The sequence below is a fragment of the Phenylobacterium sp. genome, from assembly GCF_036677185.1.
Taxonomy (GTDB): Bacteria; Pseudomonadota; Alphaproteobacteria; order Caulobacterales; family Caulobacteraceae; genus Phenylobacterium.
In genome coordinates, this window is sequence record NZ_JAKFEN010000012.1 from 258,904 (window position 1) to 284,153 (window position 25,250).

26 protein-coding genes are annotated in these 25,250 nt (G+C 67.9%); 20 read left to right on the forward strand and 6 right to left on the reverse strand.

Translation table 11 applies throughout. The features are described 5' to 3' along the window. Nucleotides 1–9: 9 nt before the first annotated feature. Together V6M51_RS02745 and V6M51_RS02750 are read left to right on the forward strand one after the other, a co-directional pair. A complete protein-coding gene (locus V6M51_RS02745) occupies nucleotides 10–1,191 on the forward strand; it encodes an exo-beta-N-acetylmuramidase NamZ family protein (protein ID WP_332764429.1) in 1,182 nt (393 codons plus the stop codon). A 176-nt stretch (nucleotides 1,192–1,367) separates the two neighbouring features. Then, a complete protein-coding gene (locus V6M51_RS02750) occupies nucleotides 1,368–1,847 on the forward strand; it encodes a type VI secretion system tube protein Hcp (protein WP_332764431.1) in 480 nt (159 codons plus the stop codon). A 192-nt stretch (nucleotides 1,848–2,039) separates the two neighbouring features. Here the strand turns inward: V6M51_RS02750 and V6M51_RS02755 are convergent, their stop codons facing one another. Beyond that, complete coding sequence (locus V6M51_RS02755; RefSeq protein WP_332764433.1) at nucleotides 2,040–3,242, reverse strand: M24 family metallopeptidase; 1,203 nt, start codon at nucleotides 3,240–3,242, stop codon at nucleotides 2,040–2,042. 60 nt (nucleotides 3,243–3,302) lie between these two features. On the opposite strand from V6M51_RS02755, the gene V6M51_RS02760 reads away from it, so the two are divergent. From V6M51_RS02760 to V6M51_RS02805, 10 genes are all read left to right on the forward strand, one after another. Further along, nucleotides 3,303–4,211 carry an aminotransferase class IV gene (locus V6M51_RS02760; RefSeq protein ID WP_332764435.1) on the forward strand — a complete coding sequence of 303 codons (909 nt, stop codon included), beginning with the start codon at nucleotides 3,303–3,305 and terminating at the stop codon, nucleotides 4,209–4,211. Beyond that, on the forward strand, nucleotides 4,211–4,945 hold the full coding sequence (locus V6M51_RS02765) for a hypothetical protein (RefSeq protein WP_332764437.1): 735 nt from the start codon (nucleotides 4,211–4,213) through the stop codon (nucleotides 4,943–4,945). Before V6M51_RS02760 ends, V6M51_RS02765 begins: the two co-directional genes overlap by 1 nt. A 58-nt stretch (nucleotides 4,946–5,003) precedes the next feature. After that, a complete protein-coding gene (locus V6M51_RS02770) occupies nucleotides 5,004–5,867 on the forward strand; it encodes a response regulator (protein ID WP_332764439.1) in 864 nt (287 codons plus the stop codon). Nucleotides 5,868–5,889: 22 nt separating this feature from the next. Next, nucleotides 5,890–6,387, forward strand: coding sequence for a GAF domain-containing protein (locus tag V6M51_RS02775; RefSeq protein ID WP_332764441.1), 498 nt, complete (start codon nucleotides 5,890–5,892; stop codon nucleotides 6,385–6,387). A gap of 57 nt (nucleotides 6,388–6,444) precedes the next feature. Further along, nucleotides 6,445–7,587, forward strand: a complete 1,143-nt coding sequence (locus V6M51_RS02780; RefSeq protein WP_332764443.1) for a GNAT family N-acetyltransferase — start codon at nucleotides 6,445–6,447, stop codon at nucleotides 7,585–7,587. 4 nt (nucleotides 7,588–7,591) lie between these two features. Further along, entirely contained in the window at nucleotides 7,592–8,524 is a 933-nt protein-coding gene (locus V6M51_RS02785; RefSeq protein WP_332764445.1) for a glycosyltransferase family 2 protein, read from the forward strand. Then, nucleotides 8,521–9,435: a hypothetical protein gene (locus V6M51_RS02790; protein ID WP_332764447.1), complete on the forward strand. Its 915-nt coding sequence runs from the start codon at nucleotides 8,521–8,523 to the stop codon at nucleotides 9,433–9,435. Before V6M51_RS02785 ends, V6M51_RS02790 begins: the two co-directional genes overlap by 4 nt. A gap of 86 nt (nucleotides 9,436–9,521) precedes the next feature. Further along, nucleotides 9,522–10,694 (forward strand): acetyl-CoA C-acetyltransferase, encoded by a 1,173-nt coding sequence (locus V6M51_RS02795; RefSeq protein WP_332764448.1) that lies wholly within the window; start codon nucleotides 9,522–9,524, stop codon nucleotides 10,692–10,694. 12 nt (nucleotides 10,695–10,706) lie between these two features. Further along, a complete protein-coding gene (locus V6M51_RS02800) occupies nucleotides 10,707–11,399 on the forward strand; it encodes an SDR family NAD(P)-dependent oxidoreductase (RefSeq protein WP_332764450.1) in 693 nt (230 codons plus the stop codon). 121 nt (nucleotides 11,400–11,520) lie between these two features. After that, nucleotides 11,521–13,545: a TonB-dependent receptor plug domain-containing protein gene (locus V6M51_RS02805; RefSeq protein ID WP_332764452.1), complete on the forward strand. Its 2,025-nt coding sequence runs from the start codon at nucleotides 11,521–11,523 to the stop codon at nucleotides 13,543–13,545. Here the strand turns inward: V6M51_RS02805 and V6M51_RS02810 are convergent. Further along, on the reverse strand, nucleotides 13,542–14,849 hold the full coding sequence (locus V6M51_RS02810; protein WP_442957835.1) for a PQQ-dependent sugar dehydrogenase: 1,308 nt from the start codon (nucleotides 14,847–14,849) through the stop codon (nucleotides 13,542–13,544). The genes V6M51_RS02805 and V6M51_RS02810 overlap by 4 nt on opposite strands. 266 nt (nucleotides 14,850–15,115) lie before the next feature. Here V6M51_RS02810 and V6M51_RS02815 point away from each other — a divergent pair, with 266 nt between their 5' ends. The 5 genes from V6M51_RS02815 (at nucleotide 15,116) to V6M51_RS02830 (ending at nucleotide 18,067) form a co-directional block, all read left to right on the forward strand. After that, nucleotides 15,116–15,454, forward strand: coding sequence for a hypothetical protein (locus V6M51_RS02815; RefSeq protein WP_332764455.1), 339 nt, complete (start codon nucleotides 15,116–15,118; stop codon nucleotides 15,452–15,454). Then, entirely contained in the window at nucleotides 15,451–15,726 is a 276-nt protein-coding gene (locus V6M51_RS02820) for a hypothetical protein (RefSeq protein ID WP_332764456.1), read from the forward strand. The genes V6M51_RS02815 and V6M51_RS02820 overlap by 4 nt, the downstream gene beginning before the upstream one ends. Nucleotides 15,727–15,760: 34 nt before the next feature. Then, nucleotides 15,761–15,874, forward strand: coding sequence for a hypothetical protein (locus V6M51_RS23835; RefSeq protein WP_371129828.1), 114 nt, complete (start codon nucleotides 15,761–15,763; stop codon nucleotides 15,872–15,874). 12 nt (nucleotides 15,875–15,886) lie between these two features. Continuing rightward, nucleotides 15,887–16,135 (forward strand): hypothetical protein, encoded by a 249-nt coding sequence (locus tag V6M51_RS02825; protein ID WP_254833970.1) that lies wholly within the window; start codon nucleotides 15,887–15,889, stop codon nucleotides 16,133–16,135. Between the two features lie 126 nt (nucleotides 16,136–16,261). Further along, nucleotides 16,262–18,067 (forward strand): PAS domain S-box protein, encoded by a 1,806-nt coding sequence (locus tag V6M51_RS02830; RefSeq protein WP_332764458.1) that lies wholly within the window; start codon nucleotides 16,262–16,264, stop codon nucleotides 18,065–18,067. A gap of 128 nt (nucleotides 18,068–18,195) precedes the next feature. On the opposite strand, the gene V6M51_RS02835 is transcribed toward V6M51_RS02830, so the two are convergent. The 4 genes from V6M51_RS02835 to V6M51_RS02850 all read right to left on the reverse strand — a co-directional run bounded on the left by V6M51_RS02835 (nucleotide 18,196) and on the right by V6M51_RS02850 (nucleotide 21,389). Next, the gene (locus tag V6M51_RS02835) at nucleotides 18,196–18,768 is read right to left on the reverse strand and encodes an SCO family protein (RefSeq protein WP_332764460.1); all 573 of its coding nucleotides are present in this window, start codon (nucleotides 18,766–18,768) and stop codon (nucleotides 18,196–18,198) included. Then, nucleotides 18,768–19,226: a copper chaperone PCu(A)C gene (locus V6M51_RS02840; protein ID WP_332764462.1), complete on the reverse strand. Its 459-nt coding sequence runs from the start codon at nucleotides 19,224–19,226 to the stop codon at nucleotides 18,768–18,770. Before V6M51_RS02840 ends, V6M51_RS02835 begins: the two co-directional genes overlap by 1 nt. A 135-nt stretch (nucleotides 19,227–19,361) precedes the next feature. Continuing rightward, a complete protein-coding gene (locus V6M51_RS02845; RefSeq protein ID WP_332764464.1) occupies nucleotides 19,362–19,766 on the reverse strand; it encodes a hypothetical protein in 405 nt (134 codons plus the stop codon). A gap of 393 nt (nucleotides 19,767–20,159) precedes the next feature. Continuing rightward, nucleotides 20,160–21,389: a hypothetical protein gene (locus V6M51_RS02850; protein ID WP_332764465.1), complete on the reverse strand. Its 1,230-nt coding sequence runs from the start codon at nucleotides 21,387–21,389 to the stop codon at nucleotides 20,160–20,162. 65 nt (nucleotides 21,390–21,454) lie between these two features. On the opposite strand from V6M51_RS02850, the gene V6M51_RS02855 reads away from it, so the two are divergent. From V6M51_RS02855 to V6M51_RS02865, 3 genes are all read left to right on the forward strand, one after another. Next, entirely contained in the window at nucleotides 21,455–23,176 is a 1,722-nt protein-coding gene (locus tag V6M51_RS02855) for a hypothetical protein (RefSeq protein ID WP_332764466.1), read from the forward strand. A gap of 116 nt (nucleotides 23,177–23,292) precedes the next feature. Continuing rightward, on the forward strand, nucleotides 23,293–23,703 hold the full coding sequence (locus tag V6M51_RS02860) for a very short patch repair endonuclease (protein ID WP_332764468.1): 411 nt from the start codon (nucleotides 23,293–23,295) through the stop codon (nucleotides 23,701–23,703). Nucleotide 23,704: 1 nt separating this feature from the next. Beyond that, nucleotides 23,705–25,207: a DNA cytosine methyltransferase gene (locus tag V6M51_RS02865; protein WP_332764470.1), complete on the forward strand. Its 1,503-nt coding sequence runs from the start codon at nucleotides 23,705–23,707 to the stop codon at nucleotides 25,205–25,207. Nucleotides 25,208–25,250 lie beyond the last annotated feature (43 nt).

Sequence of the window (25,250 nt, forward strand, 5' to 3'; positions counted from 1 at the left end):
ATAGATCGATTGCTCGACGAACCGTCCCTGCGCGCGCCGCTGGCGGGCCGCCGGATCGCCTTGCTCGCCCACCCGGCGTCGGTCACCCGGGACCTCGAGCATTCGCTCGACGCCCTGACGGCTTGCGCGGATCTGAACGTCACCGCCGCCATCGGGCCGCAGCACGGCCTGCGGGGCGACAAGCAGGACAACATGGTCGAGTCGCCGGACTTCAACGATCCGGTCCACGGCATCCCGGTCTTCAGCCTCTATGGCGAGGTCCGTCGGCCGACCGAGGCGATGATGGAGAGCTTCGACGTCCTGCTCGTCGACCTGCAGGACCTGGGCTGCCGCATCTATACGTTCATCACCACCCTTCGCTATGTGCTGGAAGCGGCGGCCGAACACCGCAAGGCCGTATGGGTGCTGGACAGGCCCAACCCGGCCGGCCGGCCCGTCGAGGGCCTGACCCTCCGCCCAGGCTGGGAGAGCTTCGTCGGCGCCGGGCCGATGCCCATGCGTCACGGGCTCACGCTGGGGGAGCTGGGCCATTGGTTCATCAAGACCCTCAAGCTCGACGTCGAGTATCGGGTGATCGAGATGGACGGCTGGGCGCCGGACTCCGCGCCCGGCTTCGGCTGGCCCCTGGGTGTGCGGACCTGGGTCAATCCCAGCCCGAACGCGCCCAACCTCTGGATGGCGCGGGCCTATGCCGGAACGGTCATGCTGGAAGGCGCGACCCTGTCGGAGGGCCGCGGCACGACCCGGCCGCTGGAGTTGTTCGGCGCGCCCGACATCGACGCGCGGCGGGTGATCCAGGAGATGCGCGCGCTCGCGCCCCAGTGGCTGGCCGGCTGCCATCTGCGCGACTGCTGGTTCGAGCCTACCTTCCACAAGCATGCGGGTCAGCTCTGCAATGGCGTGCAGATCCACACCGAAGGCCCCAGCTACGACCATGCGGCCTTCAGGCCCTGGCGTCTCCAGGCGCTGGCCTTCAAGGCCATCCGGCGGCTCCATCCCGACTATCCGCTGTGGCGTGACTTCCCCTACGAGTACGAGATCGGCAAGCTGGCCATCGACGTCATCAACGGTGGCCCGGCGCTTCGGGAGTGGGTGGACGATGCGAACGCCGCGCCGGGGGACCTCGAGGCCCTGACCGCGCCGGACGAGCGGGCCTGGCTGGTCGAGCGGCGGGCGTTCGAGCTCTACTGAGCGGCGCGTCGCCAATCCGCCGGAGGGGTTGCACGGTCTTCGCCTGCCGCGTGCAACCGGATGCAACCTGGGGGTGGCGCGCGACGCTCGCCGCTGCACCTGCCCGCAACGGCGCGGTCACGTCACAAACCGTCCCAACACGAGCGGCCCGGCCGCCGGATTTGGGAGAAACGACCTTGATCCAGGTCTTCACCACGACCGCTTCCTTCCTTCGGAAGCCTGTCGCCATCGCCACTCTCGCCGTCGGCCTGCTGGTCGGCGCCTCGGCCTCGGCGGCCTCCGACTACCTGCTTGAACTCGACGGCGTGAAGGGTGAGGCCAAGGCCGCCCGCCGCGGGACCGTGGAAGTCGACAGCTTCGGCTGGGGCGTCGGCGGCCCCATCCAGGGGTGCCAAGGTCGTTCGGGGCGCGGCGAAGCGACCCTCACCGGCCCCGCCATCGCCTCCGACGCCCGTCTGGTGGCCGCGGCCGCGTCAGGCCGGGTGATCCCGCGCGCCAAGCTGTTCGCCCGCAAGTCCGGCTCGGAAAACACCACCGAGATCAAGCTGGAGAACGTGATGATCAGTTCGCTCGCCCCGGGCGGCCGAACGGGCGGCGAGGTCAGGCTCAGCTTCGCCAACGCCAGCTGGTCCACGCAGGGCTGCAAGGCCAGCTAGGTGAGGCGAAGGCGGGTGTCACCTGAGCCGAACCCTAAGGGGGCAAGGGACGCCGCGATTGCTGGGGGAGGAGGCTTCGCGGCCGGCTCAGGTGACAGGGCGACTAGGGGACATGACTTACTAGTTGCGTAATAACTGTAGTTCGGGCCACCCAAGCGTGCAAGCCCCATTTTCGGATGGTGCGGCCGCAGGTCAGCCGAAGGGCTTTTCCAGGCTGGGTTGGGGCTGCGTGAACCACGCGGCCCCTTCCGTCGTGACGTGGAAGTGGTCTTCCAGCCGCACGCCGAAGGCGTCGGGGATGACGATCATCGGCTCGTTGGAGAAGCACATGCCCGGCTCGAGCGGGGTCCTGTCGCCACGCACCAGATAGGGCGCCTCGTGGATCGACAGGCCAATGCCATGGCCGGTGCGATGGGGCAGGCCCGGCAGGTCGTAGTCCGGGCTGAAGCCGGCGGCGGCCAGCACCGAGCGGGCCACCGCGTCGATCTCCTCGCAGGGAACGCCGGGCTTCACGGCGGCGAAGGCGGCGGCCTGGGCGCGTTTCTCCACCTCCCAGACGCGGCGGTGCTCGGGCGAGGGCTCGCCGAACGCATAGGTGCGGGTGATGTCGGAGTTGTAGCCCTGCACACGGCAGCCGGTGTCGATCAGCACCAGGTCGCCGTCCGCTAGGGCCTGCTCGCCAGGCAGGCCGTGGGGATAGGCGCTAGCCACTCCGAACTGCACCGCGCAGAAGGACGAGCCGTCGTCGGCGCCGAGCGCCCGGTGCGCCTGGTCGATGAAGCGGCGAACCGCCGTGGTGGTGATCCCCGGCGCCAGGATGGCCGCGGCGCGGCGGTGGACCTCCAGGGTCATGGCCTTGGCCTGGGACATCAGGGCCAACTCCGCCGGCGACTTGATCATCCGGCAGCCGTCGATGACAGGCGCCCCGTCCAGCAGCTCGACCTCCGGCGCGGCCAGGCGCAGGCCGTTGAATACGAAGAAGGGCAGGGCGGGGTCGATGGCCAGACTCATGGCGCCCAGGTCCCGCAGGGCGCGGGCGGTGAGCGCATAGGGGCTCTCATGCTCCTCCCACAACAGCATTTGAGCCTCGATCCCGAGAGAAGCCTCCAGCGAGCCCAGCTCGAAGCGGGGGCACACCATCCGCGGCGGGCCTGTCAGCGGCAGGATCATGGCCACAAGCCGCTCGGTGGCGTTCCAGCCCACCCCCGCGAAGTAGCGCAGCGAGGCTCCGGCCCCGACGATCAGGGCGTCGGCCCCGATCTCGACCATCAGCTCCCGGGCGCGGGCGATCCGCGCCATCCGCTCGTCGCGTGTGATGGCCGGCGCGGGCTTGGGCCAGGGGGCGAGCTGCGAGAGTTCGATTTCCGCGGTCGAGCCGCCAATACCATGGGTCATGCTGAAACTCCGCTGCTGGGCGCTAGCCTGGCTTCCTAACCCCACCTACAACTTGCCGCCATGGCTGGAAGTCAGGATTTCGCCGCCGATCCGCGCAACGCGACGGCGCTCATCTATCTCAACGGCGACCTCGTGCCCCGCGAGGCGGCCAGGGTCTCGATCTTCGACGCTGGCTTTGTGCTGGGCGACGGCGTCTGGGAGGGCCTGCGCCTGCACAAGGGAGCGTTGCTGTTCCTCGACGCTCACATGGACCGGCTCTACGAGGGCGCACGGACCATCGACCTGGACATCGGCCTGACCCGCCAGGCGCTGGTCGCCGAGATCCGCCGGCTGCTGGCGGCCAACGGCATGGAGGATGGCGCTCACCTGCGGCTGATGGTGACCCGGGGCGAGAAGGCCGCCGCCAACCAGGATCCGCGCAACTGGCTGGGCAAGCCGACCATCGTCGTCACGGCGGAGTACAAGTCGCCCAGCCCGGAGATCGTGACCCGCGGCCTGTCGCTGTTCACCTCGACCATCCGCTGCACGCCCTCCGACATGTTCGACATGCGGCTCAACTCCCACAGCCGGCTCAACCTGATCCAGGCCCTGCTGCAGGCGATCAAGGCCGGGGCGGACGAGGCCCTGATGCTGGACCCGAATGGCTTCGTCTCCAGCTGCAACGCCACCAACTTCTTCTTCGTGCGCGACGGGCGGGTGATGACCTCCTCGGGCGCCTACTGCTTCAACGGCGTCACCCGGGCCAATGTGATCCGCCTCTGCCATGACCACGCCGTGCCGATCACCCTCGGCGATTTCAGCCTGGCCGAGGTCTATTCGGCCGACGAGGCCTTCGTGACCGGCACGTTCGGCGGATTGACCCCGGTGCGCTCGGTCGACGGCCGCGAGCTTCCCGCCGCGCGGCCGGGGCCGGTGACCCACAAGCTTCGCGCCGCCTATGAGGCGCTCAAGGACGCCCAGGTCCGCTGATGGAACCGGTGCGGATCGCCATGTGGTCGGGGCCGCGCAACATCTCCACGGCGATGATGCGAGCCTTCGAGAACCGGCCGGACACGGCGGTGGTCGATGAGCCGTTCTACGCGGCCTATCTGGCGGAGACCGGCCTGGACCACCCGATGCGCAGGGAGGTCCTGGCCTCGCAGCCGCTGGACTGGCGCGAAGTGGCCACGGCCATGGCCGGGCGCGCGCCCGGCGGGGCGGCGGTCTTCTACCAGAAGCACATGACCCACCACATGCTGCCGGGCTTCGACCTGGACTGGGCGCGGGCCTGCAGAAACGCCTTCCTGATCCGCGAGCCCGAGGCCGTGCTGGCCTCCTACGCGGTCAAGCGCGCCGAGGTGACCCTGGACGACATCGGGGTGGTGCGGCAGCACGAGCTGTTCGCTCGGGAGTGCGAGCGCCTTGGCGCCGCCCCACCGGTGGTGTTGGGGGCCGACGTCCTGGCCGATCCGCGCGGCATGCTCACCGCGCTCTGCGCGGCGCTCACCATCCCCTTCCGTGAGGAGATGCTGAGCTGGCCGGCCGGGCGGCGCGACACCGACGGGGTCTGGGCGCCGGCCTGGTACGACGCGGTGGAGCGCTCGACTGGATTTGAGGCGCCCGGGCCGCGGGCCGCGCCGCCGCTGTCCGACGATCTGCGGCGCATCGCCGACCAGGCGCGGCCGCACTACGAGGCCCTCGCGGCGCACAAGCTTCACCGGTAAACCCGATTTCAACGTTCGTCCGGCAGGTTCAAGCGGTCATTCCTGGACGCGCGAACAGATGAGCGATCGCCGAAGACTGCCGAGTTCCAGCCTCACGCCCGGCGATCTTTCGGGCATGACGATCCTGGTCGTGGATGATCACTCCAACACCGTGCGCCTGATCGGCGACGTCCTGCGCGCGGCTGGGGTCGGCGAAGTGCACACCGCCTCCGACGGTCTGAAGGCCCGCGAGGTGCTCTATCATCGCCAGCCCGACATGATCTTCACCGACTCCCGGATGCCGTTCATGGACGGCATGGAACTGACCCGCTCGATCCGGCGCGCCGCCGTCATTCCCGATCCGCGGGTGCCCAATCCCGAGGTGCCGATTGTCATGGTCACCAGCGAGCGCAGCGCGGGCCACGTGCATCGGGCGCGCCTGGCTGGGGTCAACGAGTTCGTCATCAAGCCGTTCACGCCGGCGGCCCTGCTGTCGCGGATCCAGCTCGTCCTGACAAAACCCAGACCGTTCATCGTCAGCGAAGTCTATGTCGGGCCCTGCCGTCGCCGGCGCCTGGAGCTCAACTATTCCGGCCCGATGCGCCGCGGCGAGGACCCGGTCGAGGTCGCCGACTCCGGCGGCCGCGCCGAGGCGCGCGACACCATCCGGGTGGAACTCGACGCCATGCGTCGGATGATCTCGGCGCGCGGGACGGTGGATCGGCCGACCCTGCAGATGGTCCACCGGGTGATGCAGCACACGGTGTTCCGCGCCCGACAGGTGCGCGACAAAGCCGTCGAGTGGGCGGCCGTGGCCCTGGTCGAATATGTGGACGAGGTGGGCCTGCCCGAGCTGTGCGACATCAAGATCATCGAGGGTCATTTCACGACCATCGCCAACCTGCTCGGAACCGAGGATCTGGACGCTCTGGCGGCCGCCTGAGGGCGTTCGTATATAGGCGGCCATGGCCGAAGCCTTCAACGACCTGACCCTGCCCGCCGACAAGGCCGCGCGCTATGGCGCGGTCGCCGAGGAAATCGCCGCCGTCCTCGATGGCGAACCGAACCTGACCGCCCGGATGGCCACGGTCGCCTCCATGCTGGCGGCGACCTTCGACAGCTATTTCTGGACCGGCTTCTACGTGGTCGATCCCGACAAGCCGCGCGAGCTGGTGGTCGGGCCCTATCAGGGCACGCTGGGTTGCCTGCGCATCGCCTATGGGCGCGGCGTGTGCGGGGCCGCGGCGGAGAGCGGCCAGACCCAGGTTGTGGCCGACGTCCACGCCTTTCCCGGCCACATCGCCTGCGACAGCCGTTCGGCCAGCGAGATCGTGGTCCCGGTTTTCGGCAAGGCCGGCGAGCTGATCGCGGTGTTCGACGTGGACTCGGCGGAACCGGCGGCCTTCGACGAGACCGACGCCGCCTGGCTGCAAGCCATTCTCCGGGATACGTTTTCGGTCTGAGCCTTGCATCGGCCGGTCCACCTTTCCCTAACCGGGACAAGCTAGACTGGTGTTCTGATGCTGACCGCCGAAACCTTCCATCCGGTCTATCTGTCGGAGTCCGACATCGCCACCTGGCGCGGGCTCTGCGCCTCGCGGCCGGAATTCGCCAATCCCTTGCTGGGTCCGGACTTCGCGTTGGCGGTCGGCGAGGTTCGGGCCGACGCGCGGGTGACCGTGTGGCGCTGGCCGGAGCGGGTGGCGGGGTTCCTGGCCTATCATCGCCGGCCCGGCGGCTTCGCCCGTCCGATCGGCGCGCCGCTATCGGACTACCACGCCCTGGTGGCGGCGCCGGGGCTGGACGCCGAGCACGCCCTGACCGCCGCGGGCCTGGCCGCCTTCCGCTTCACCGGCCTGATCGATCCCAACCATGCCTTCGGCTCTGGGGTGGTGGCCGAGCACGAGGCCTACGTGATCAACCTGCACGGCTCCGCCGACGCCTATCTGGAAGCCCTGCGTATCGAGAGCCCCAAGCGATTCAAGAACTATCGCCGTCTCGACCACAAGCTGGACCGCGAGGTCGGCGAGATCACCATTCGCGCTCCGGACCGTGACCCCGAGGCCTTCGACAAACTGATCGCCTGGAAGCGGGCCCAGCTGTTCCGCACCGGCTCCCACGACTTCCTGCGTCCGAGCTGGACCCGGGCCCTGATGGCCTCGCTGTTCAACCGCGACCGTGGAGATTTCCAAGGCTTGATGATCAATCTCTATGCGGGTGAGCGTCTGGTGGCGGGCCATTTCGGCATCCGCGCCGGCGGCGTCTACCACCCCTGGATCGCCTCGACAGACCCGGAACTCGCCGCCTGGTCGCCCGGACAGGTTTTCCTGCAGCGAGCCATCGCCGCCATGCCGGACCTGGGCCTGACCACCTACGATCTCGGGCCCGGCCATGACCACTACAAGCGGCCCTACGCCCTCGATACCCGCGTCGTCGCGGAGGGCACGGCCACTGGCTCCGGATCGCGCGGCCTGATGGCGCAAGCTTCTGAACAGGCCTGGGCGCTCGCCGGCGCCAATCGCGCCGGCCTGGTCGGCAGTTTCCGCCGCCGGCTGGACGTGATTTCCGCGGCCGAACTCTCGCTCGCCGATCGCGCCGCGGGCCTGGCCGACGCCTTGGCCGCCAAGGCGCGCGGGGGATCGAGCGTGGTGGAGGCCGCCTGATCCCATGGGCTCCCCGCTGGTCAGCCTGATCATCCCGACCCAGCGCCGCCGGGATGGCCTTATCACGGCCGCGCTCTCGACCTTTCGCCAGGCGGGCGTCGATCTGAACGAGCTCGAACTGGTCATCGTCGACAACGACCAGGTCGACTCAGCACGCGCCACGGTGCGCGCGCTCGCCGACGAGGCGCCGTTCCCGGTGACCTATGTCCACGAGCCCGAGCCCGGGGTCGCCAATGCGCGCAACGCCGCCATGGCGCGGGCCAAGGGCGACCTGATCGCCTTCCTGGACGACGACGAGGAGGCGCCGGAAGGCTGGCTCGCCGCCCTGCTGGCCGCCATGGCGCGACACCAGGCCGACGTGGTCTTCGGACCGGTGCGGGGCCGGGCGCCTGAAGCCGTCGTCGCCCATCGCGACTATCTGGAGCGGTTCTTCTCCCGCGAGGGACCGGCCGAGGCCGGGCTGCTGGACCACTACTATGGCTGCGGCTGTTCGCTGCTGCGCCGCGCCGCCCTGCCGGACCCGAAGGCGCCGTTCTCCGCCATCCGCAACCACATCGGCGGCGAGGACGACCTGCTGTTCGGCCAGATGAAGCGCGACGGCGCGAAGTTCGCCTGGGAGCCGGCGGCCTGGGTCTGGGAAGATCCCGTGCCGGCCCGCCTGACCCTGGGCTACACGATCCCCCGCGCCTTCGCCTACGGCCAAGGCCCGGCCTCGGCCTGCGCCGCGGCCAGCCCGCCCGACCGTCTGGGGGTGGCCGGCTGGATGGCCCAGGGCCTGGTCCAGGCGGCGGTGTTCGGAGCGCTCGCGGGTTTCAAGTGGCTGATCCGCGCTCCGGATTTCGCCTCCACCCTCGACCGCGCGGCGCGGGGCCTGGGCAAGACCCTGTGGTGGGGCCCTTTCAAGATCCATTTCTACGGACTGAGGGCTGGCGCATGAGCCTGATCACCGACTGGACGCCGCAGAAGGGCGCGGCCTTCGGAAAAGCCAACCTGGGCTTCCGGCACAGCCTGCATGAGCGCCCCATGTTCTCCGACGAAGGCCTGGAGGAGCTGCTCGACCGCTATCCGCGCGAGAAGCTCGGCGTCTTCACCATGGGCGAGGACCCGGTCGCCTGGACCACCTGGCGCAAGGGCGCGGCGAACGGGCTGTCGGGCGGCAAGCTGCTGGAGGCCGCCCAGGCGGGCCGGATCTGGCTGAACCTTCGCCAGACCAACGACCATCTTCCCGAATACGCCCGGCTGGGCGACGAGATATTCGCCGAGAAGGAGGCGATGAGTCCGGGCCTCAGAACCTTCAAGCGCGACCTGGGCATGCTGATCTCCTCGGCCAACGCCCAGGTGTTCTACCATCTCGACGTGCCGCTGGTGTCGCTGTGGCAGCTCCGCGGCGAGAAGCGGGTCTGGGTCTATCCGGTGGCCGATCCCTATGTGGGCGAGGAGACCCTGGAGCGGATCGTGCTGCGGGAGACCGCCGAGCAGTTCACCTTCGACCCCGCCTGGGACGCGGGCGCGCAGGTCCACGACCTGACCCCCGGTAAGATGGTGACCTGGAAGCAGAACGCCCCGCACCGGATCGAGAACGGCCCGATGCTCAATGTCTCGCTTTCCATCGAGTTCATGACGCCCCAGGCCCTGATGCGGGCCAATGTGATCTACGCCAACGGCGTCCTGCGGCGGCGGCTGGGCGCCCGGCCGACCATCCAGGACGGCTTCACGCCCGGCGCGCTGGGCAAGCTGGCTATCGCCCGCGCGGCCAAGGCGCTCAAGCTCCAGGCCCCGCAGGAACGGTTGCTGCCGACCAGCTTCCGGCTGGACGCCAAGCGCCCCGGAATGCTGCTTCCGGCCTAGTTGCCGCGCCGTGTTGGCTTACGCCGCGTCGACCCCCTAAATAGCCTCCGACGCGCGAACGACGCGCAAATCTCGGGAGCGGAATCATGGGCGAAGCCTATATCGTTGCAGCCACCCGCACGGCCGGCGGCCGCAAGGGCGGCAAGCTGAAGGACTGGCATCCGGTCGACCTGGGCGCCGTGGTGCTCAACGACCTCATGGACCGCACGGGCGCCGATCCGGCCCTGGTCGAGGACGTGGTCATGGGCTGCGTCGGCCAGGTGGGTGAACAGGCGATCAATGTGGCACGCAACGCCGTGCTGGCCTCGCGCCTGCCCGAAAGCGTCCCGGGCACCAGCGTCGACCGCCAGTGCGGCTCCTCGCAGCAGGCCCTGCATTTCGCCGCCCAAGCCGTGATGAGCGGCACGATGGACGTGGTGATCGCCGCCGGCGTCGAAAGCATGACCCGCGTGCCCATGGGCCTGTCGGCGGCCCTGCCGGCCCAGAACGGCTTCGGCAATTATATGAGCCCGCGGATGCAGGCGCGGTATCCCAACATCCAGTTCAGCCAGTTCATGGGCGCCGAGATGGTGGCCGAGAAGTACGGCCTGACCAAGGACGAGATCGACGAGTTCAGCTATCAGTCCCACCAGCGGGCCATCGCCGCGACCCAGGCCGGGGCCTTCAAGAACGAGATCGTCGGCGTCGAGATCACCGACGCCGACGGCAACGTCACTGTCCACAATATCGACGAGGGCATCCGCTTCGACGCCAGCCTGGACGGCATCAAGGGCGTGAAGCTGCTGCGCGAGGGCGGTCGCCTGACCGCGGCCTCGTCCAGCCAAATCTGCGACGGCGCCTCGGGTGTGATGGTGGTCTCCGAAAAGGGCCTGAAGGAGCTGGGCGTCAAGCCGCTGGCCCGCATCCACCACCTGTCCCTGCTGGGCCACGACCCGGTGATCATGCTGGAGGCCCCGATCCCGGCCACCGAGCGCGCCTTGAAGAAGGCCGGCATGAAGATCGACGACATCGACCTGTTCGAGGTCAACGAGGCCTTCGGCTCCGTGCCCGTGGCCTTCATCAAGACCCTGGGCGCCGACCGCGAAAAGGTGAACGCCAATGGCGGCGCCATCGCGCTGGGCCACCCGCTGGGCGCCTCGGGCACGAAGCTGATGGCCACCCTGCTGAACGGACTGGAGCAGCGCGGCGGCAAGTACGGCCTGCAGACCATGTGCGAAGGCGGTGGTATGGCCAACGTCACCATCGTCGAGCGACTCTAAGAAGGAAGCCTCATGACCGGACGCGTCTTTGCGATCACGGGCGCGTCCGGCGTCCTGGGTTCGGCGGTGGCCAAGGCCGCCGCCGCGCAGGGGGCCCGCGTGGCCTTGATCGACTACGCCGAGCACTCCGACGCCCTGGCGGCCTGCGGGCCCGAGGCGATCATGCTGGGCGGGGTGGACCTCACCGACGCCGTGGCCGCCAGCGCCGCGATCGACGCGGTCGCCGACCGGTTCGGCGGGCTCGACGCGGTGATCAACGTGGCGGGCGGGTTCAAATGGGTGACCGTGGAAGACAGCTTCATGGAGAGTTGGCATCGGATGTTCCTGATGAACGTCCAGACCGCCGCCAACACCAGCCGGGCGGCCATCCCGTATCTCAAGCGCAGTCTCGCCGGACGCATCGTCAATATCGGGGCGAACGGGGCGCTTAAGGCCTCGCTGGGCATGGGGCCCTATGCCGCCTCGAAGGCCGGGGTCCACGCGCTCACCGAAAGCCTGGCCGCGGAGCTCAAGGCCGACGGGGTGACGGTCAACGCCGTCCTGCCCTCGATCATCGACACCCCGACCAACCGCGCAGACATGCCGAAAGCCGACTTCGCCGCCTGGGTCTCGCCCGAGGATCTGGCGGCCGTGATCCTGTTCCTGGCCTCGCCCGACGCCTGCGCCGTGACCGGCGCCCTGATCCCGGTGACCGGCAGGACCTGACCTTCGCTGTAGCGCCAGGGCCGCAACGGACGCCAAAAGCTTGCGCCCCGGGCGGAGTTTTCTGGCGCTCGGTATGAAACGCCGCCTAACCTGAGGCGTGGGGAAGGGGAGCCCCGGTTCCATGAATCTTGCCGGCGTCATCGCCGCCGCGGCGCTTGCGGCGACCCTCTGTTCGACGCCAGCCGCCGCCCAGGATGCGCCAGGCGGGGTGATCGCCTATCCGCCGGCCTTCTTCGCCGAGATGGGGACCTCCACCGCCCTCGACATGGTCCAGCGGCTGCCGGGCTTCAACTTCGACAAGGGTGCGACCGTGCGGGGCCTGGCCGGCGCCGGCGGCAATGTGCTGATCGACGGCGAGCCGCCGGTCTCCAAGAACGACACCCTCGAGGAGGTGCTCAAGCGCATCCCCATCGGCTCCATCGTCCGCATCGAGGTGATCCGCGGCGGGGCGCCGGGCATCGACATGCAGGGCCGGACGGTGATGGCCAACGTGGTGCGCAAGCAGGTTTCCGGCACGCGCGGCGCGGTCAGCGTCTCCGTCCATCCCCTCGCCGACGGCCGGGTGCTGAACGCCCTGCGCGCCGAGGGCCAATGGCGGTGGGACGGCAAGCTCGCCGAGCTCTCCATGGTCCACGGAAAGGGCCCCGACGACAGCTATGGCGACGGGCCCCGGACCCGCTACGGCCCGGCGGGCCAGGTGCTGATCCGCTCGCGGGTGGACGCCGACGCCCAGGGCGAACGCCGATGGCTGATCGGAGCCTTCGAGAGCCCCTTCGCCAAGGGCCGCCTGCGGGTGAACGGCGCCTATCTGGACAACATCTCCGACATCGAGCTTTACGACCATCTGAGCGCGCCATCGGCGACCCGCGAGGACGAGCGGATCAGCGTCGACCGGCTGCAGGCCGAACTGGGCGGGCGCTACACCCGGCGGTTCGGCGCGACCTCACTGGAGGTGGTCGCCTTCCAGCAGTGGAACAACAACGACACCCAGGCCCGCTTCACCAGCGCCGCGGTCAACCGGCTGTTCGCCAGCGACAAGAAGGTCACCGAGAGCGTCGGACGGCTGAACCTGCGCCGGCGCCAGACCGACGAGCTGTCGCTGGAGGTCGGGATCGAGGCAGCCTTCAACGGCCTGGATTCCGAGACCAGTCTGAGCGTCAACGGCGGCCGCATCGCGGTGCCCGCCGCCAATGTCCGCGTCGAGGAGGTGCGCGGCGAGGTGTTCGGCGTCGCCACCTGGCGGCCGACTTCGGTGCTGACGGTGGAGGGCGGCCTGCGCCAGGAGGCCTCGAAAATCACCTCGACCGGCGACGTGCGGCTGGAGAAGTCGCTGTCCTTCCTCAAGCCGCGGCTGGCGGTGACCTGGGCGCCGAGCGCCGCCGACCAGTTGCGCCTGCGCCTCGAGCGCGAAGTGAGCCAGCTCAACTTCGACGACTTCGTGGCCTCCTCCTCGGTGGCCAGCACCGGCGTGGTCCTGGCCGGCAATCCCGACCTCTCGCCGCAGCAGGCCTGGGTGGCCGAGGCCGCCTACGAACGGCGGTTCTGGGGGAGCGGGGCGGCGGTGCTGACCGTCCGCCACTTCGAGCTCACCGACGTGATCGACCGCGCGCCCATCGGCTCGGGCGTCGTGGTCGCCGACGGGCCGGCCAATATCGGCGAAGGGACCAAGGACGAGGCGGTCGCGAGCCTGGCGCTGCCGTTGGTTCGCCTGGGCGTGAAGAACGCCACCTTCCGGGGCCAGTCCACTTGGCGGGAGTCGGCGGTGTCTGATCCCACGACAGGACAAGAGCGAGAGATTTCCGGTTTGAATCCCGTCAGTTGGGACGTTCATTTCACACAGGACTTGCCGCGATGGAAGGCGATCTGGGGCATCGACGTCTTTGGTGGTTTCCGCGAGACCTACTACCGGCTGACTGAGATCGAGACCCGTAAGTTCGAGACCTTCGTCACGGTCTTCGCCGAGCTGAAGCCGCGGCCGGACCTGATCCTGCGCATAGAGGCGCAGAATATCGGCGAGCGCGACGTCCAGCGCATTCGCGAGGTCTATGCCGGCCCGCGCAGCACGGCGGCCATCGCCTATACCGACGTGCGCGACCTGGAATGGGGCCGGGCCCTGTTCCTGCGCCTGCGCAAGATCATCGGCTAGGGTTTGGCCGCGAGGATCGTTGGGGCCACCCGCCAGACGATGTCGCCCACATCATCGGCCACCAGCAGGGCGCCGGTCTTGTCCACCGCCACGCCGACGGGACGGCCCCGCGCCTGGCCCTTGGCGTCGAGGAAGCCGGTCAGGAAGGCCTGCGGCGGACCGGTCGGCTTGCCATTGGCGAAGGGCACGAAGACCACGCGATAGCCGTTGGGCGGGTTGCGGTTCCACGAGCCGTGCTGGCCGATGAACACACCGCCCCTATAGGCCGCCGGAAAGGCGTCGGCCTTGTAGAAGGCCAGGCCCAGCGAGGCGGTGTGCGGGCCGAGCGCATAGTCGGGGACGATGGCCTTGGCCACCAGGTCCGGGCGCGAGGGCTTCACCCGCGCGTCGACGTTGCGGCCGTAATAGCTATAGGGCCAGCCGTAGAAGCCGCCGTCCTTGAGGCTGGTCATGTAGTCGGGGACCAGGTCGTCGCCGATCATGTCGCGCTCGTTGACGGCCGTCCAAAGGGCGCCGGTGACCGGCTCCCAGTCCAGGCCATTGGGATTGCGCAGGCCGGAGGCGTAGATGCGGACCGGGCCGGCGGGCAGGGCGTATTCCAGCACCGCGGCGCGGCTGGTCTCGTTCTCGATGCCGTTCTCGCCGATGTTCGAATTGGACCCCACCGTGGCGTAGAGCTTCGAGCCGTCCGGGCTGGCGATGACGTTCTTGGTCCAGTGGTGGTTGATCGGCCCGCCGGGTAGGTCGAACACCTTCTCGCCGGCGCCTGTCACCGAGATCTGGCCGTGGGCGTAGGGGAATTTCACCACGGCGTCGTCATTGGCCACATAGAGGGTGTCGCCGACCAGGGTCATGCCGAACGGGCGCTTCAGGCCTGTGGCGAAGTCGGTCTTCATCTCCGCCACCCCGTCGCCGTCGGCGTCGCGCAGCAGGACGATCTTGTTGGGGCTGGGCCCCGAGGCGCCGGCCTTCCTCTGCAGAGCGTTGGCGATCCAGCCCTCGATGCTCTTGGCGGGCTTGGTCTCGGTGGTCGCCGTATCATTAAAAAAGTCGCCATTGGGCAGGACCAGCAGCCAGCGCGGGTGGTCGAGCCCCGACCCGAACCGCGTCACGGTGAAGCCTGTCGGGGCGGAGGGCTGGCCCGCCTCGGGCCAACCCACCGCCTTGCGGGCGTTGAGCGTCGGCAGGCCGCCGGTCTTGGGCTCCGGCAAGGCCGGCTTGGCGCCGAACCCCACGAAGGGGTCGGAGGAACCCTGCGAGCAGGCGCCCAAGGCGACGGCGGCCAGGCCGGCGGCGGCGAGCATGAGGCGCATGGCGTTCTCCCGAATCTGTTCGACGGACCGGCTTGGACTCAACCGATCTTCAGCGACACCATAACCGAAGAGCGAGGCGCCCCGCGCGGTTGCGTCGAGGCGGGCGGATAGGCCGATCGGCGGCGCTCCCGCCCGATTGATGCCCGGTTGCTCGCTGGGCGTGCTATCATAGCGGAAAGGAAACCGGCCGCCCGGCCGGGAAGGGTGCAAACCGCCGCGCGTCGCGCGTCTTGGCGCCCGCTCCTGAAAGCCGCCGCATGCCCCTCAAGAAACAACGCGCCCTTCGGATGCAGAGCGAAGGCTATTGGGCCGTGGAAATCCGGCTGGCCGAGAGCAACGCCGTCCGTCCCCGCTACATCTGCCACGCCAGCAACGACAGGCACGCCCAGAACATCGCAGGCGACCTGATGGGGCCGACCAGCGGCTCGCACGGCTTCAACTATTACCGCCTGCAATTGCCGATCACCGACCGCGCCACGGCCGGCCTGCCGAACCTCGGCGGCTGGGAGAAGGTGGGCTCGGAGACCTGGCCGAACCTGATGGCCTCGCACGCCGCCTCCGAGGCGGCCTTCGAGGCCAGCGCGAAGCGCTCATGACTCCGTCCGCTCCAGATCTAGGCGGCCAGATTCAGGCGTTGGAGGCGCGCCTGCTCGAGTGCGCCACCAGCCTGACCGGCGACACCGTTCAGGCCCAGGCCCTGGTCCGCGAGACCCTGACCATCGCCCGCGATCCGGCCTACGGCGCCAGGGAGGTGGTCGATCCCCAGGTCTGGATTTTCCGCCTGCTGCGCCAGCGCTTCCACGTGCTGGGCCGCGACCAGGAGCGCCGCCGTTCGCGCGCCGGCCAGGCGGCGATCACCGCCGTCTAGACGCTTTGTTCCCCAACCCGCAGAGGAGGTCCGCATGGCCAAGGGTCAGAAGAAGAGCAACAAGGAAACCCGAAAACCCAAGACGGCCAAGGCGAAGCCGACGGATGCGCCGAAGTCGTTCCTGACTCCGCCGTCGACGAAGAAATAGCGGGCGCCCGCCATGGCGCGAGAAACCGTGCACCTCGTCCAGGCCTATACGGCCGGACGAGGCCAGGCGCTCAAGTCCGAGCCGGCGGTGGCCTGCGCCACGGCTGAGGACGCGCGCCGCAAGGCCGAGCGCCTCTCGACCCTGCGGCTGGGCGTGGTGGCCTATTCCGCCTCGGCCGACACCGAGATGGGCGACTATGACGAGAACCCGGTGATCCTGTTCCGGTCCGGCCGCCTGCCGCCGCCCTTCGACGAGCTGTAGCCTAGCCTCGGGTCTGCCTGGACGGGAGGCGCGTGAAATTGTCGTTCACATCACGAAATCAATGATAAGTAGCAGCGGGAGGTCCAATCCTCATGAGTTGATTCCACGTTTGCTTGGAAACGCCACATGTTTGGCCGCCTACGCAAGGTCGGCGCTTCGTCGGACGCGCTCGACACCCAACGCCGCCTCGAGGGAATAGTCGCCTCGGCAATGGATGGCATCATCACCATCAACGACTCGCAGATCGTGATCCTGTTCAACCCGGCGGCCGAGCACATGTTCGGCCTTCCGGCCGACCAAGCCCTGGGCCAGCACATCTCCCGGTTTATCCCGACGCGATTCCGGTCGGCCCATGAGGAGCATATCCATCTGTTCGCCAGGACGGGTGTGACCAACCGGCGGATGGGATCGCTCGGCGCCATCAGCGGCCTGCGCGCCGACGGCGAAGAGTTCCCGCTCGAGGCGTCGATTTCGCAGGTCGAGATCAGTGGCGAGCGGTTGGCGACGGTCATTCTGCGCGACATCACGGAGCGCAAGGCCGCCGAGGACGCCCTGGTGGAGAGCCGTCGTCGAATGGAGGGCATCGTCGAGTCGGCGATGGACGCCTTGATCACCGTCGACGAGCAGCAGCGGATCATGCTGTTCAACCCGGCGGCGGAACTCATGTTCGGCGTCAAGGCGTCGGAGGCTATCGGGGCGCCGATCGAGACTTTCATTCCCGTGAGATTTCGTGAGGGGCATTCCGAGCACATCCGTCGCTTCAAGGAGGCGGGCATGACCAACCGCAGGATGGGCGCATTGGGCGCCGTCAGCGGCATGCGGGCCAATGGAGAGGAATTTCCGATAGAGGCTTCGATCTCTCAGCTCGAGATCGGCGGCGCGAAGATCGCCACGGTGATCCTGCGGGACATCACCGAACGCAAGGCCAATGAGGAGGCGCGTCACCTGCTGGCCAGGGAGGTCGATCACCGGGCCAAGAACGCGCTGGCCGTCGTCCAGGCCTTGGTCAACCTGACCAAGGCGCCGACCAAGGAGGCCTTCATCGCCGCGGTTTGCGGGCGGGTGGCCGCTCTCGGGCGCGCTCACTCGCTTCTGGCGCAGAACCGCTGGGAGGGCGCCAACCTCGTCCAGGTCGTGGCGGATGAAACCTTACCTTACCACAGACCGGGCCAGATCCGGATACAGGGCCCTAACGTCGTCCTCGGCCCGCATGCGGTCCAGCCGATAGGTCTTCTGCTCCACGAACTCGCCACGAACGGGGTCAAGTACGGCGCGCTGTCCAGCGAACGAGGCCGCGTTGAGATCAGCTGGACGATCCTTCCAACCGGCGAGCTGGAGTTGCGCTGGATCGAGGTTGGGGGACCGGAGGTCAGCGCGCCAACCGCGCGGGGGTTCGGGTCGACGCTCGTGGTCGAAGTTTCGAGACGGCAACTGGGCGGGGCTCTCGACATCCGCTGGCCGAAGGAGGGTATGCGACTGTCGGTGACCCTTCCGCAGGCCGCCTATCGCCGCGGTACGGGCATGGACCATGCGGCGGCCGAGCAAATGGACGCGCACCTGCCCGCCGGCGCGGCGGACGGTTGCATCCTCGTCGTCGAGGACGAGACGCTCATCGGCATGGAACTCTGCAACAGCCTATTGTCACTCGGTTGGCAGGTCGTCGGTCCCGCCGCGACGATTGAGGAGGCCTCGCGGCTTGTCGCTGACACGCCGCATCTCTACGCGGCCGTTCTGGACGTCAATCTCGGCGGCACGCCGGTCTATCCCCTGGCCGAACTGCTGCAGACCCGAAGCGTGCCGTTCGTCTTCTGCACCGGCTACGAAGAGCTGGATCATGAGGACCGTTTCCGAGATTGCGCCGTCATCCGAAAGCCCGTTGACGTCGGACTGCTGGATGTCGAACTTCGCCGCTCCCGGCTGGCGGCGGCCTAGAGCATTCTCCGCCGAAGTTGATGCCGGTTCGGCGTAGAAAATGCTCTAAATTCAAAGGATTCTAGAGCGAAATCCGATCCGATCGAGGCGGATTTCGCTCCAGGCGCGGCGATCGGCCTTCTCCGGTCCTAGCCAACCAGCTTGCGCAGTTGGCCGACGGCGCGCTCCGCCGGAGTCCCGTAGCCGATCGGCTCGACGAACCCGCCGTCCTTGTCGAACAGGTAGATCGCGGACGAGTGGTCTATCGTGTAACCGCCGTCTTCCGTGGGGACCTTGGCGTAGTAGACCCGGTAGGCCTTGGCCGCCGCGGCGACCGCCTCCGGCGTGCCGGTAAAGCCCCGGATGCGTGGGTCGAAGTTGGCGAGATAGGTTTTGAGCTGGGCCGGGGTGTCGCGCTCGGGGTCCACCGAGACGAAGATCACGTTCAGGCGATCGGCGTCGGGGCCCAGCGCCTTCAGCCAGTTGGTCAGTTCCGCCAGGGTCGTCGGACAGACTTCCGGGCAATAGGTGAAGCCGAAGAAGATCGCCGTGGGCTTGCCCAGCAACGCCGTCTCGGTCACCGGCCGGCCGGCGGTGTCGACGAGCCGGAACGGTCCGCCGATCCTGACGGTCGGCTGAGTGGTCTGCGCCTTCTGCGGCGACGGTCCGCAGGCGCTGAGGGTCAGGGTGGCCGCCGCGACGGCCCAGGCCAGGGCGCGCATCAGTGACCCTCGTGATGGTGCGGCGCGGCCGCGGCGTCGCGGATCGGCGCGCTGATCTTCTGCGGCGGCGCCTTCTTGAAGGTCAGGGTCAGGGGCACGGTCCCGCCGGCGGCCAGGGTCTGCTTGGGGCCGATGATCATCACGTGCTCGGCCCCCGGCTTGAGGGTGACCGCCTTGCCGGCCGGCAGGGCCAGGCCGTCCTTGACCTGGCGCATGCGCATGACGCCGCCGGTCATGTCCATGCTGTGGATCTCCGCGCGCCTGGCGGCGGGCGTGGCCACCGAGACCAGGCGATCGTCGGCGGTGGCGGTCAGGGTCAGGTAGCAGCCGCCGGTGAGGGCGCCGACCGGCGCGGCGCGGCACCATGCGCCGGTCACGGCCACGGCTGCGGGCGCTTGGGTGGCAGGCGCGCAGCCGGCGGCGAGGGTCAGGGCCAAGAGGGCGAAACGGGGTTTCATGGTCAGGCTCCTGCCTGTAACGCCGCGCGGCCACGCGGCTGGGGAAAGGGATAGGGGAAGACGGAGCGCCCGTCGCCGAGCCAGTAGGCCGGCAAGGCGTGCGAGCGCCGATGCGCGGCCCAAGGGGCCGGCGGCTCAGATCACCAGGCTGGGAGGGCCGCGGGCAGGCAGGGGCGGGGCGGCCAGGCCCCGGCCGGGCGTCAGGTCAACCGGCGCGCCGAGCGCCAAGTGGCGGCGATAGGCGACGAACTCGACGACGCCCGTGGCGATCGGGCTCGGGGCCGGCGCGGCCGTGGCGTGGCCGGCGAAGGCGCAGGGGCTGTCGTGGTCGGCGACGTCGCCATGGTCGGGCGCGGTCTGAAGCTCGACCTTCACCGCGCCCTGGTCCGTGCAGAGCACAAGGGCGAAGGGCAGGTCGTTCGTGGCCGTGCGGGTCATGAATCCCGCCGGGATCATCACCTTCAACGCCACGGCCAGCGCGGCCAGCATCAGGAAGATGCCGCGCGTGGTCGCTGCGCCTGGGCGGATCCGGGAGGTCACGGGCGCCGCCTTAGGCCAAATCGCGGTCCTTGGGTAGCCTCCGAGGCCCGCAATGTCCGAAGCCAGTGGGTAGGAAATCCGCGCCCTCTGCTGCTAAAGGGGCGCGGTGACCGACCATTCGCCCCAGAGACTCTCCGTCGCACCTATGATGGACTGGACGGAGCGTTGAATCTTTTCAAGTAGTTAGACGGTGGCGTGTGCACGGATTGCACACGAAGGTTCTACTTCGCTTCCGCTTTCGTTCATCCGACATGCACCGATCGTCACGCACCGTGAGCGCATAGTTCGCTCGATCATCCGCCGGGGCCGTCTTTCGCACGCCAACAGGCGAGATCAGCGCCGAAGCCACGGCCGGTGTGTGGCTACCGATTCAACGTGTCGCCGGCCGCCAACTCACGCCTCACAATCACAGTCGCAAGCGCGTTCCATTCCGCACTCGCACCTGCGTTCATCGTCGTCGGCGGCGTCGCTATCCGTGCGGCCGAGTTCCAGGCCCCGTTTCACCGGGTCTATCTCGTCAGCCTCGGCGAGCGCCCAGGCGCGCCATTCAGCAAGGCCGGCGTCTCGGTCCCCGCCGCCGCTTTCCGACAGGACATCGCTGACGAACGCCCGGATATCCTGCGCTGTGCGCCAGTCGCGTGCCTGGCGGAACAGCAGGTCGCGGCGTTCTTGCTGTTCCTTCAATTCCTGCTCACGACGCCTGCGCTCGGCTTCTTCTCGTCGCCGCACGAGCTCGGCCTCGTTTTCGGCCCGACGCTTGATAAGCCAGGCGTGGTGGGAAAACTGGCCCGCGCGATACTGCGCTTCGCCGGCGACGATGATATCGACGACGATATCGGTGAGGCGCTCTTCCAGCTTGGAGCCGTCCCCGTCGGTCCAGAGCCCGGCCACGCCGGCTTCGGGGAACTTGGATTTCAGCTCCAGCTTGAGGATGTCGACAGGCCCGGGGCGGGTCGCCCACTCACCGTGGATCGTGGGCTTGGCGCTGGGATGATCGAGAGTGAAGCTCAGATGCTGCGTTCCCACATGGACGGTGAGCTCACGCGCCTCCTTGCCTCGCAACTCCAGCTTGGCCCCTGACCGGGCGAATGCGAGCGCCAGGCTGTTGAGCAACCGGAGCCGTCGGCGCTCGAAGGGCGAGTCAAACCGAGGCGCATACCAGCTCGAGCTCCAGGTGTGCTCCGCCTGCTTGGCCCGCCGGCGCTCGTCTTCATCCAGAAGCTTGCGGATGGCACCCCAGGGAGCCTCAAGGGCGCGGATTGCAGCCACCTTGCCGACCCGCTTCACGACGCGGGCACGGACCGCTTCGATCGGCTCGTCGAAGACCGGAAGGTCTGGCAACGGTTCGGCGAGCTCGGCCCCTGGGTCCCAGCGCCATGATTGATGGGCCTTGCTGATCGACACCCTGTCGGACATGCCGGGATCGCGCAGCGGCAACCTCGCCCTCATGACGGGCTTGCCGGCCTGAAGCTTGGCCCAGTAGCCACGCTCGGGCACCGGCACGTTGGCGCCGGCGCACACCTTCTTCAGCCAGACGTCCGAGACGCCGAACGTCGCCGCCACCGTCCGGACGGGGTCCTTCCAGACGAGTTCGTAGAGCTCTTCGCGGGTGAGGGTGGGCATGGGATACCAGGGGAGAACCGCAGGGTGGCGGCAGATACCTCGTTTCCCTAGATTGAGCGCGGCATATGCACGACTGCGCGAATGCCTTTCTCGACATACTTGATCGCGAGGACGAGGCGGTCTCGCGGGGGCTCGCCCGTGATCGGCTCGGGGTCGGTCTCATCTCGGCCATCCGGGAGGTGGACTACTACGACCATCAGGCCCGTCGGCACGAGGCGTCGGAGGAGCGTCATGAACACATGTACCTCCTGCGCCTGGGCCTGCCACGGCTCGTCCGCCGGACGTTTGAGCGCGTGGCCGCATTCGACATCCCGGTCGTCACCTTTGCGCGCGACCAGCACAACTCACGGGGCGCATTGGAGCGATTGGCGGCGTTCGGCCTGATCGAACACGGGCGTCGGATGGCCTATGCGAGCATTGCCGGAGAATGCAGCATCTCGCAGGTCGACACCCGGCTCTTTGAGTTTCGGCTGCCGGCGGATTTCCTGCCGCTCGACCACTTCGAGTCCTCGGTCGAGGGCCACTATATCGCGGCCGCGCAGACCCGCATGGATGAAGCGCTTCGCGCGGCGTTTACGTCCGGCATGGAGGAGAAGGTCCAGAGGCTGTTGCGCGAGAACGTCTATGTCTGGCGTGGGCGCTACATCGGCTACAACGCTGACCCGACGATCGATCAGTACTTCTTCGTGCAGGCTCTCGCAAACCTGAAGCTGAGGCCGGGTGTAGACAGCTTTTCGCCTGAACTCAGGTTCGGGGGCGTCCAGTTCATCGCGTATGTCCTGTGCGCGGCCTACTTTCTCTCGCTGGCGTGGAAGCACGCAGCGTTCTGCGAAGCGCTAGCTGCAAAGCATCCCGACATTGAGCTCGCGAACGTCATCACCATAACTGGACCACGCGAGGAATTGATCGACAGCATCGTCGGATGCCTGAACGAACAGGGTGCTGGCGAGACAGGGTACGTTGCTATCGGCCGCGCCGAAGCGGAGACACTGTACGGCGCCCTCTCCGCACGCCGGGCCAACGCCACGTTGCTGGAGGGCGGGCTGATGACCGTGCCGTTCGTAGTGGAATACTCCGACAGCTCGGTCATACAGTCAGTTTCAGGCGCCCAGCTGGATCCGATTGGGCTCCTCCTGTCGTCCCTGAGATACCATCATCCCCGCGACTATGACCGGCATCAGCGCAGTCGCGAGGCCGTGATGCAGCTCTCCCTCCGCCGACTACTCGGAGGCGCACTTCCGTGGCTGGAGTTCAGGGACAACATTAACCTGCGGAAGGCCGGCAGAAAGCTCACCGACATCGACTTGGTCGCCATCGACGCGAGAAGCGAAACGGCAATGCTCTTTCAGCTCAAGCACCAGGATCCGTTCGCCGGTGATATGCGAAAGCGCGGCAGCCGCTCAGCCCGCCTGATGTCCGAGACCGAAAAATGGCTGGGCACGGTCCGGGATTGGCTTGCTGCGGCCAGCGAACAGGAACTCTCCGCGACACTGAGGCTGCGGAAGGGGCAGGTGGTGAGGAGCGTGCAGTTCGTTGCTGTCTCTCGTCACTTCGCCCACTTCCTGCACCCGCTCTCCAGCAGCCCCGACTTCGCCTACGCCACCATGTCGCAATTCTTCGACGCCGTAGTCCGACTGGAGGCGCAGGGCGACTTCAAGACGATGCCCGGTCTGTTCGCGCTGCTCCGCCGTTTCATGCCCAATGTGCTCGCACGCCCGATACGTGTTGAGCCGGAGGAGCATGTCCTGCCGTCGGTGAGTTTTCGCGTGGTCCAGGACGGCGTCTAGCCTCTCGATCCCACTCGAGCGGCTGTCCCTCCGCCCGTTCTCGTGGGGTTGCGGAAGTTCACGAATTGTTCGAGTATCGCTCGAATCTGGCAGCTCTGCGTCTATGGCCCCGAACAATGGACATCGTCGATCAGGCGACGCGGTCTCGCATAATGGGCCGCATCCGGGGCAAGGACACAAAGCCTGAGCTGGCGGTACGACGAATCGCGCATCGTCTCGGGTACCGATACCGCCTGCATCGCGCGGGTCTGCCGGGGCGTCCTGATCTGGTATTTCCGGGACGGCGGAAGGTGGTTTTTGTTCATGGGTGCTACTGGCATCGCCACCCTGGCTGCCGGTACGCCTACTCGCCAAAGTCGAACATCGATTTCTGGACACAGAAGTTCGAAAATAATTTGCGCCGTGACCTGGCGGCCTTGACCCAGCTGCGCGATAGTGGCTGGGACCCCCTGATCATCTGGGAGTGCGAGTGCGCGAACGATGAGTTCGTCGCCGCGAAACTAACGGCTCATCTGGGGGGCAGGTGACATGAAGATCGATGAGGCGGCCCGTCAGGCCAAGCTCCTTCGTCTCCGCGACGGCGGTCGCCCCCGTGTGCTCGAGTTGTGTTCGGGTTGTGGGGGCATGTCCCTGGGCATGGCCGCGGCCGGCTTCGACTTGGTCGCGCATGTGGAGACTGACGAGACGGCGGCCGCGAGCTACGCGCTCAACTTCAAGGCGCCGGTCGAGAAGCATGTGGAAGCCTGGTCGCAGCCGCGCGACATGATCTCGTCGGATCCAGCGACGCTTGCCAAGGAGATCGGTCTGCAGGGCGATGTCGTCGAACAGTTCGACATCCTGGCTGCGGGTCTGCCGTGTCAGGCGTTCGCCCGGATCGGCCGCTCCAAGCTGCGCTCGGTCACTGGAGATGATGACGCCTTCAAGAACGACCCTCGCGCCAAGCTCTATCAGCGCTTCCTCCAATACGTGGAGGCGGTGCAGCCGACTGCGATCATCATCGAGAACGTGCCCGACATTCTGAACTTCGGCGGTCACAACGTGCCGGAGGAAATCTGCGAGACGCTGGAGGAGCTGGGCTATGTCGCCCGCTACACCCTGCTGAACGCGGCTTTCTACGGGGTGCCGCAGATGCGCGAGCGGCTGTTTCTCGTAGCCATCGACGCCTCCCTCGGCTTCGCGCCGAGTTTCCCCGCGCCGACGCATAACACTAAGCTGCCATCGGGCTACGCCAGCGCCCGCACCGTCGCGCTCCGGCATGTTCCGGACGAGGGTGCAAGATTCCATCCGATTCCGACAGCGACGCGCGAGGGCCTGCCGGCTGCCGTCACCGTGAAGGACGCCCTTTCCGATCTGCCGAGGATCACGGAGCACTTCGCCGACGCCGTCGCCATGCGGCGGCGAAAGGTGACAGAGAGCCTGCCCTATTCCCTGTTCACCGGCCTCACCGACTTCGCCACTCTGATGCGCAACTGGCCCGGGCTGGCGAGGACGCATAACGCCACTGACGGACATGTCGTCCGGCTGACGCCGCGCGACTTCCCGATCTTCAGCCGCATGCGCCAGGGCGGCGACTATCCGCATGCCTGCGATGTCGCCAGAGCCATATTTGACGAGCAGCTCGCCGCAGCATCGCCGCGTCCGGCGCCGGACACTGAAGCCTTCGAGGAGCTGCGCAAACGGTTTGTGCCGCCCTACGACCCGGGCAAGTTCCCGAACAAGTGGTGGAAGCTTGACCCTAAGATGCCGTCCCGAACCCTGACGGCGCACATGGGCAAGGATACGTATTCCCACATCCATTGGGACAGTGCGCAGAAGCGCACGCTCTCGGTGCGCGAGGCGGCGCGCCTCCAGTCGTTTCCCGACGCCTTCAGATTCTCGGGTGCGATGAACGCGGGCTTCCGCCAGATCGGCAATGCCGTACCGCCCCTGCTGGCGAAAGCGGTCGCAACCCGGCTGAAGCAGGATCTGATGCGCTCGCCGGCACCGAAGGAAAAGCCGCTGACAGAGGCGGTCGAGCCGAAGGCGGCGTAACCGCCGCGCCCGGGGCGCGGGCCGACTGTGTCCTTTCGTCTGT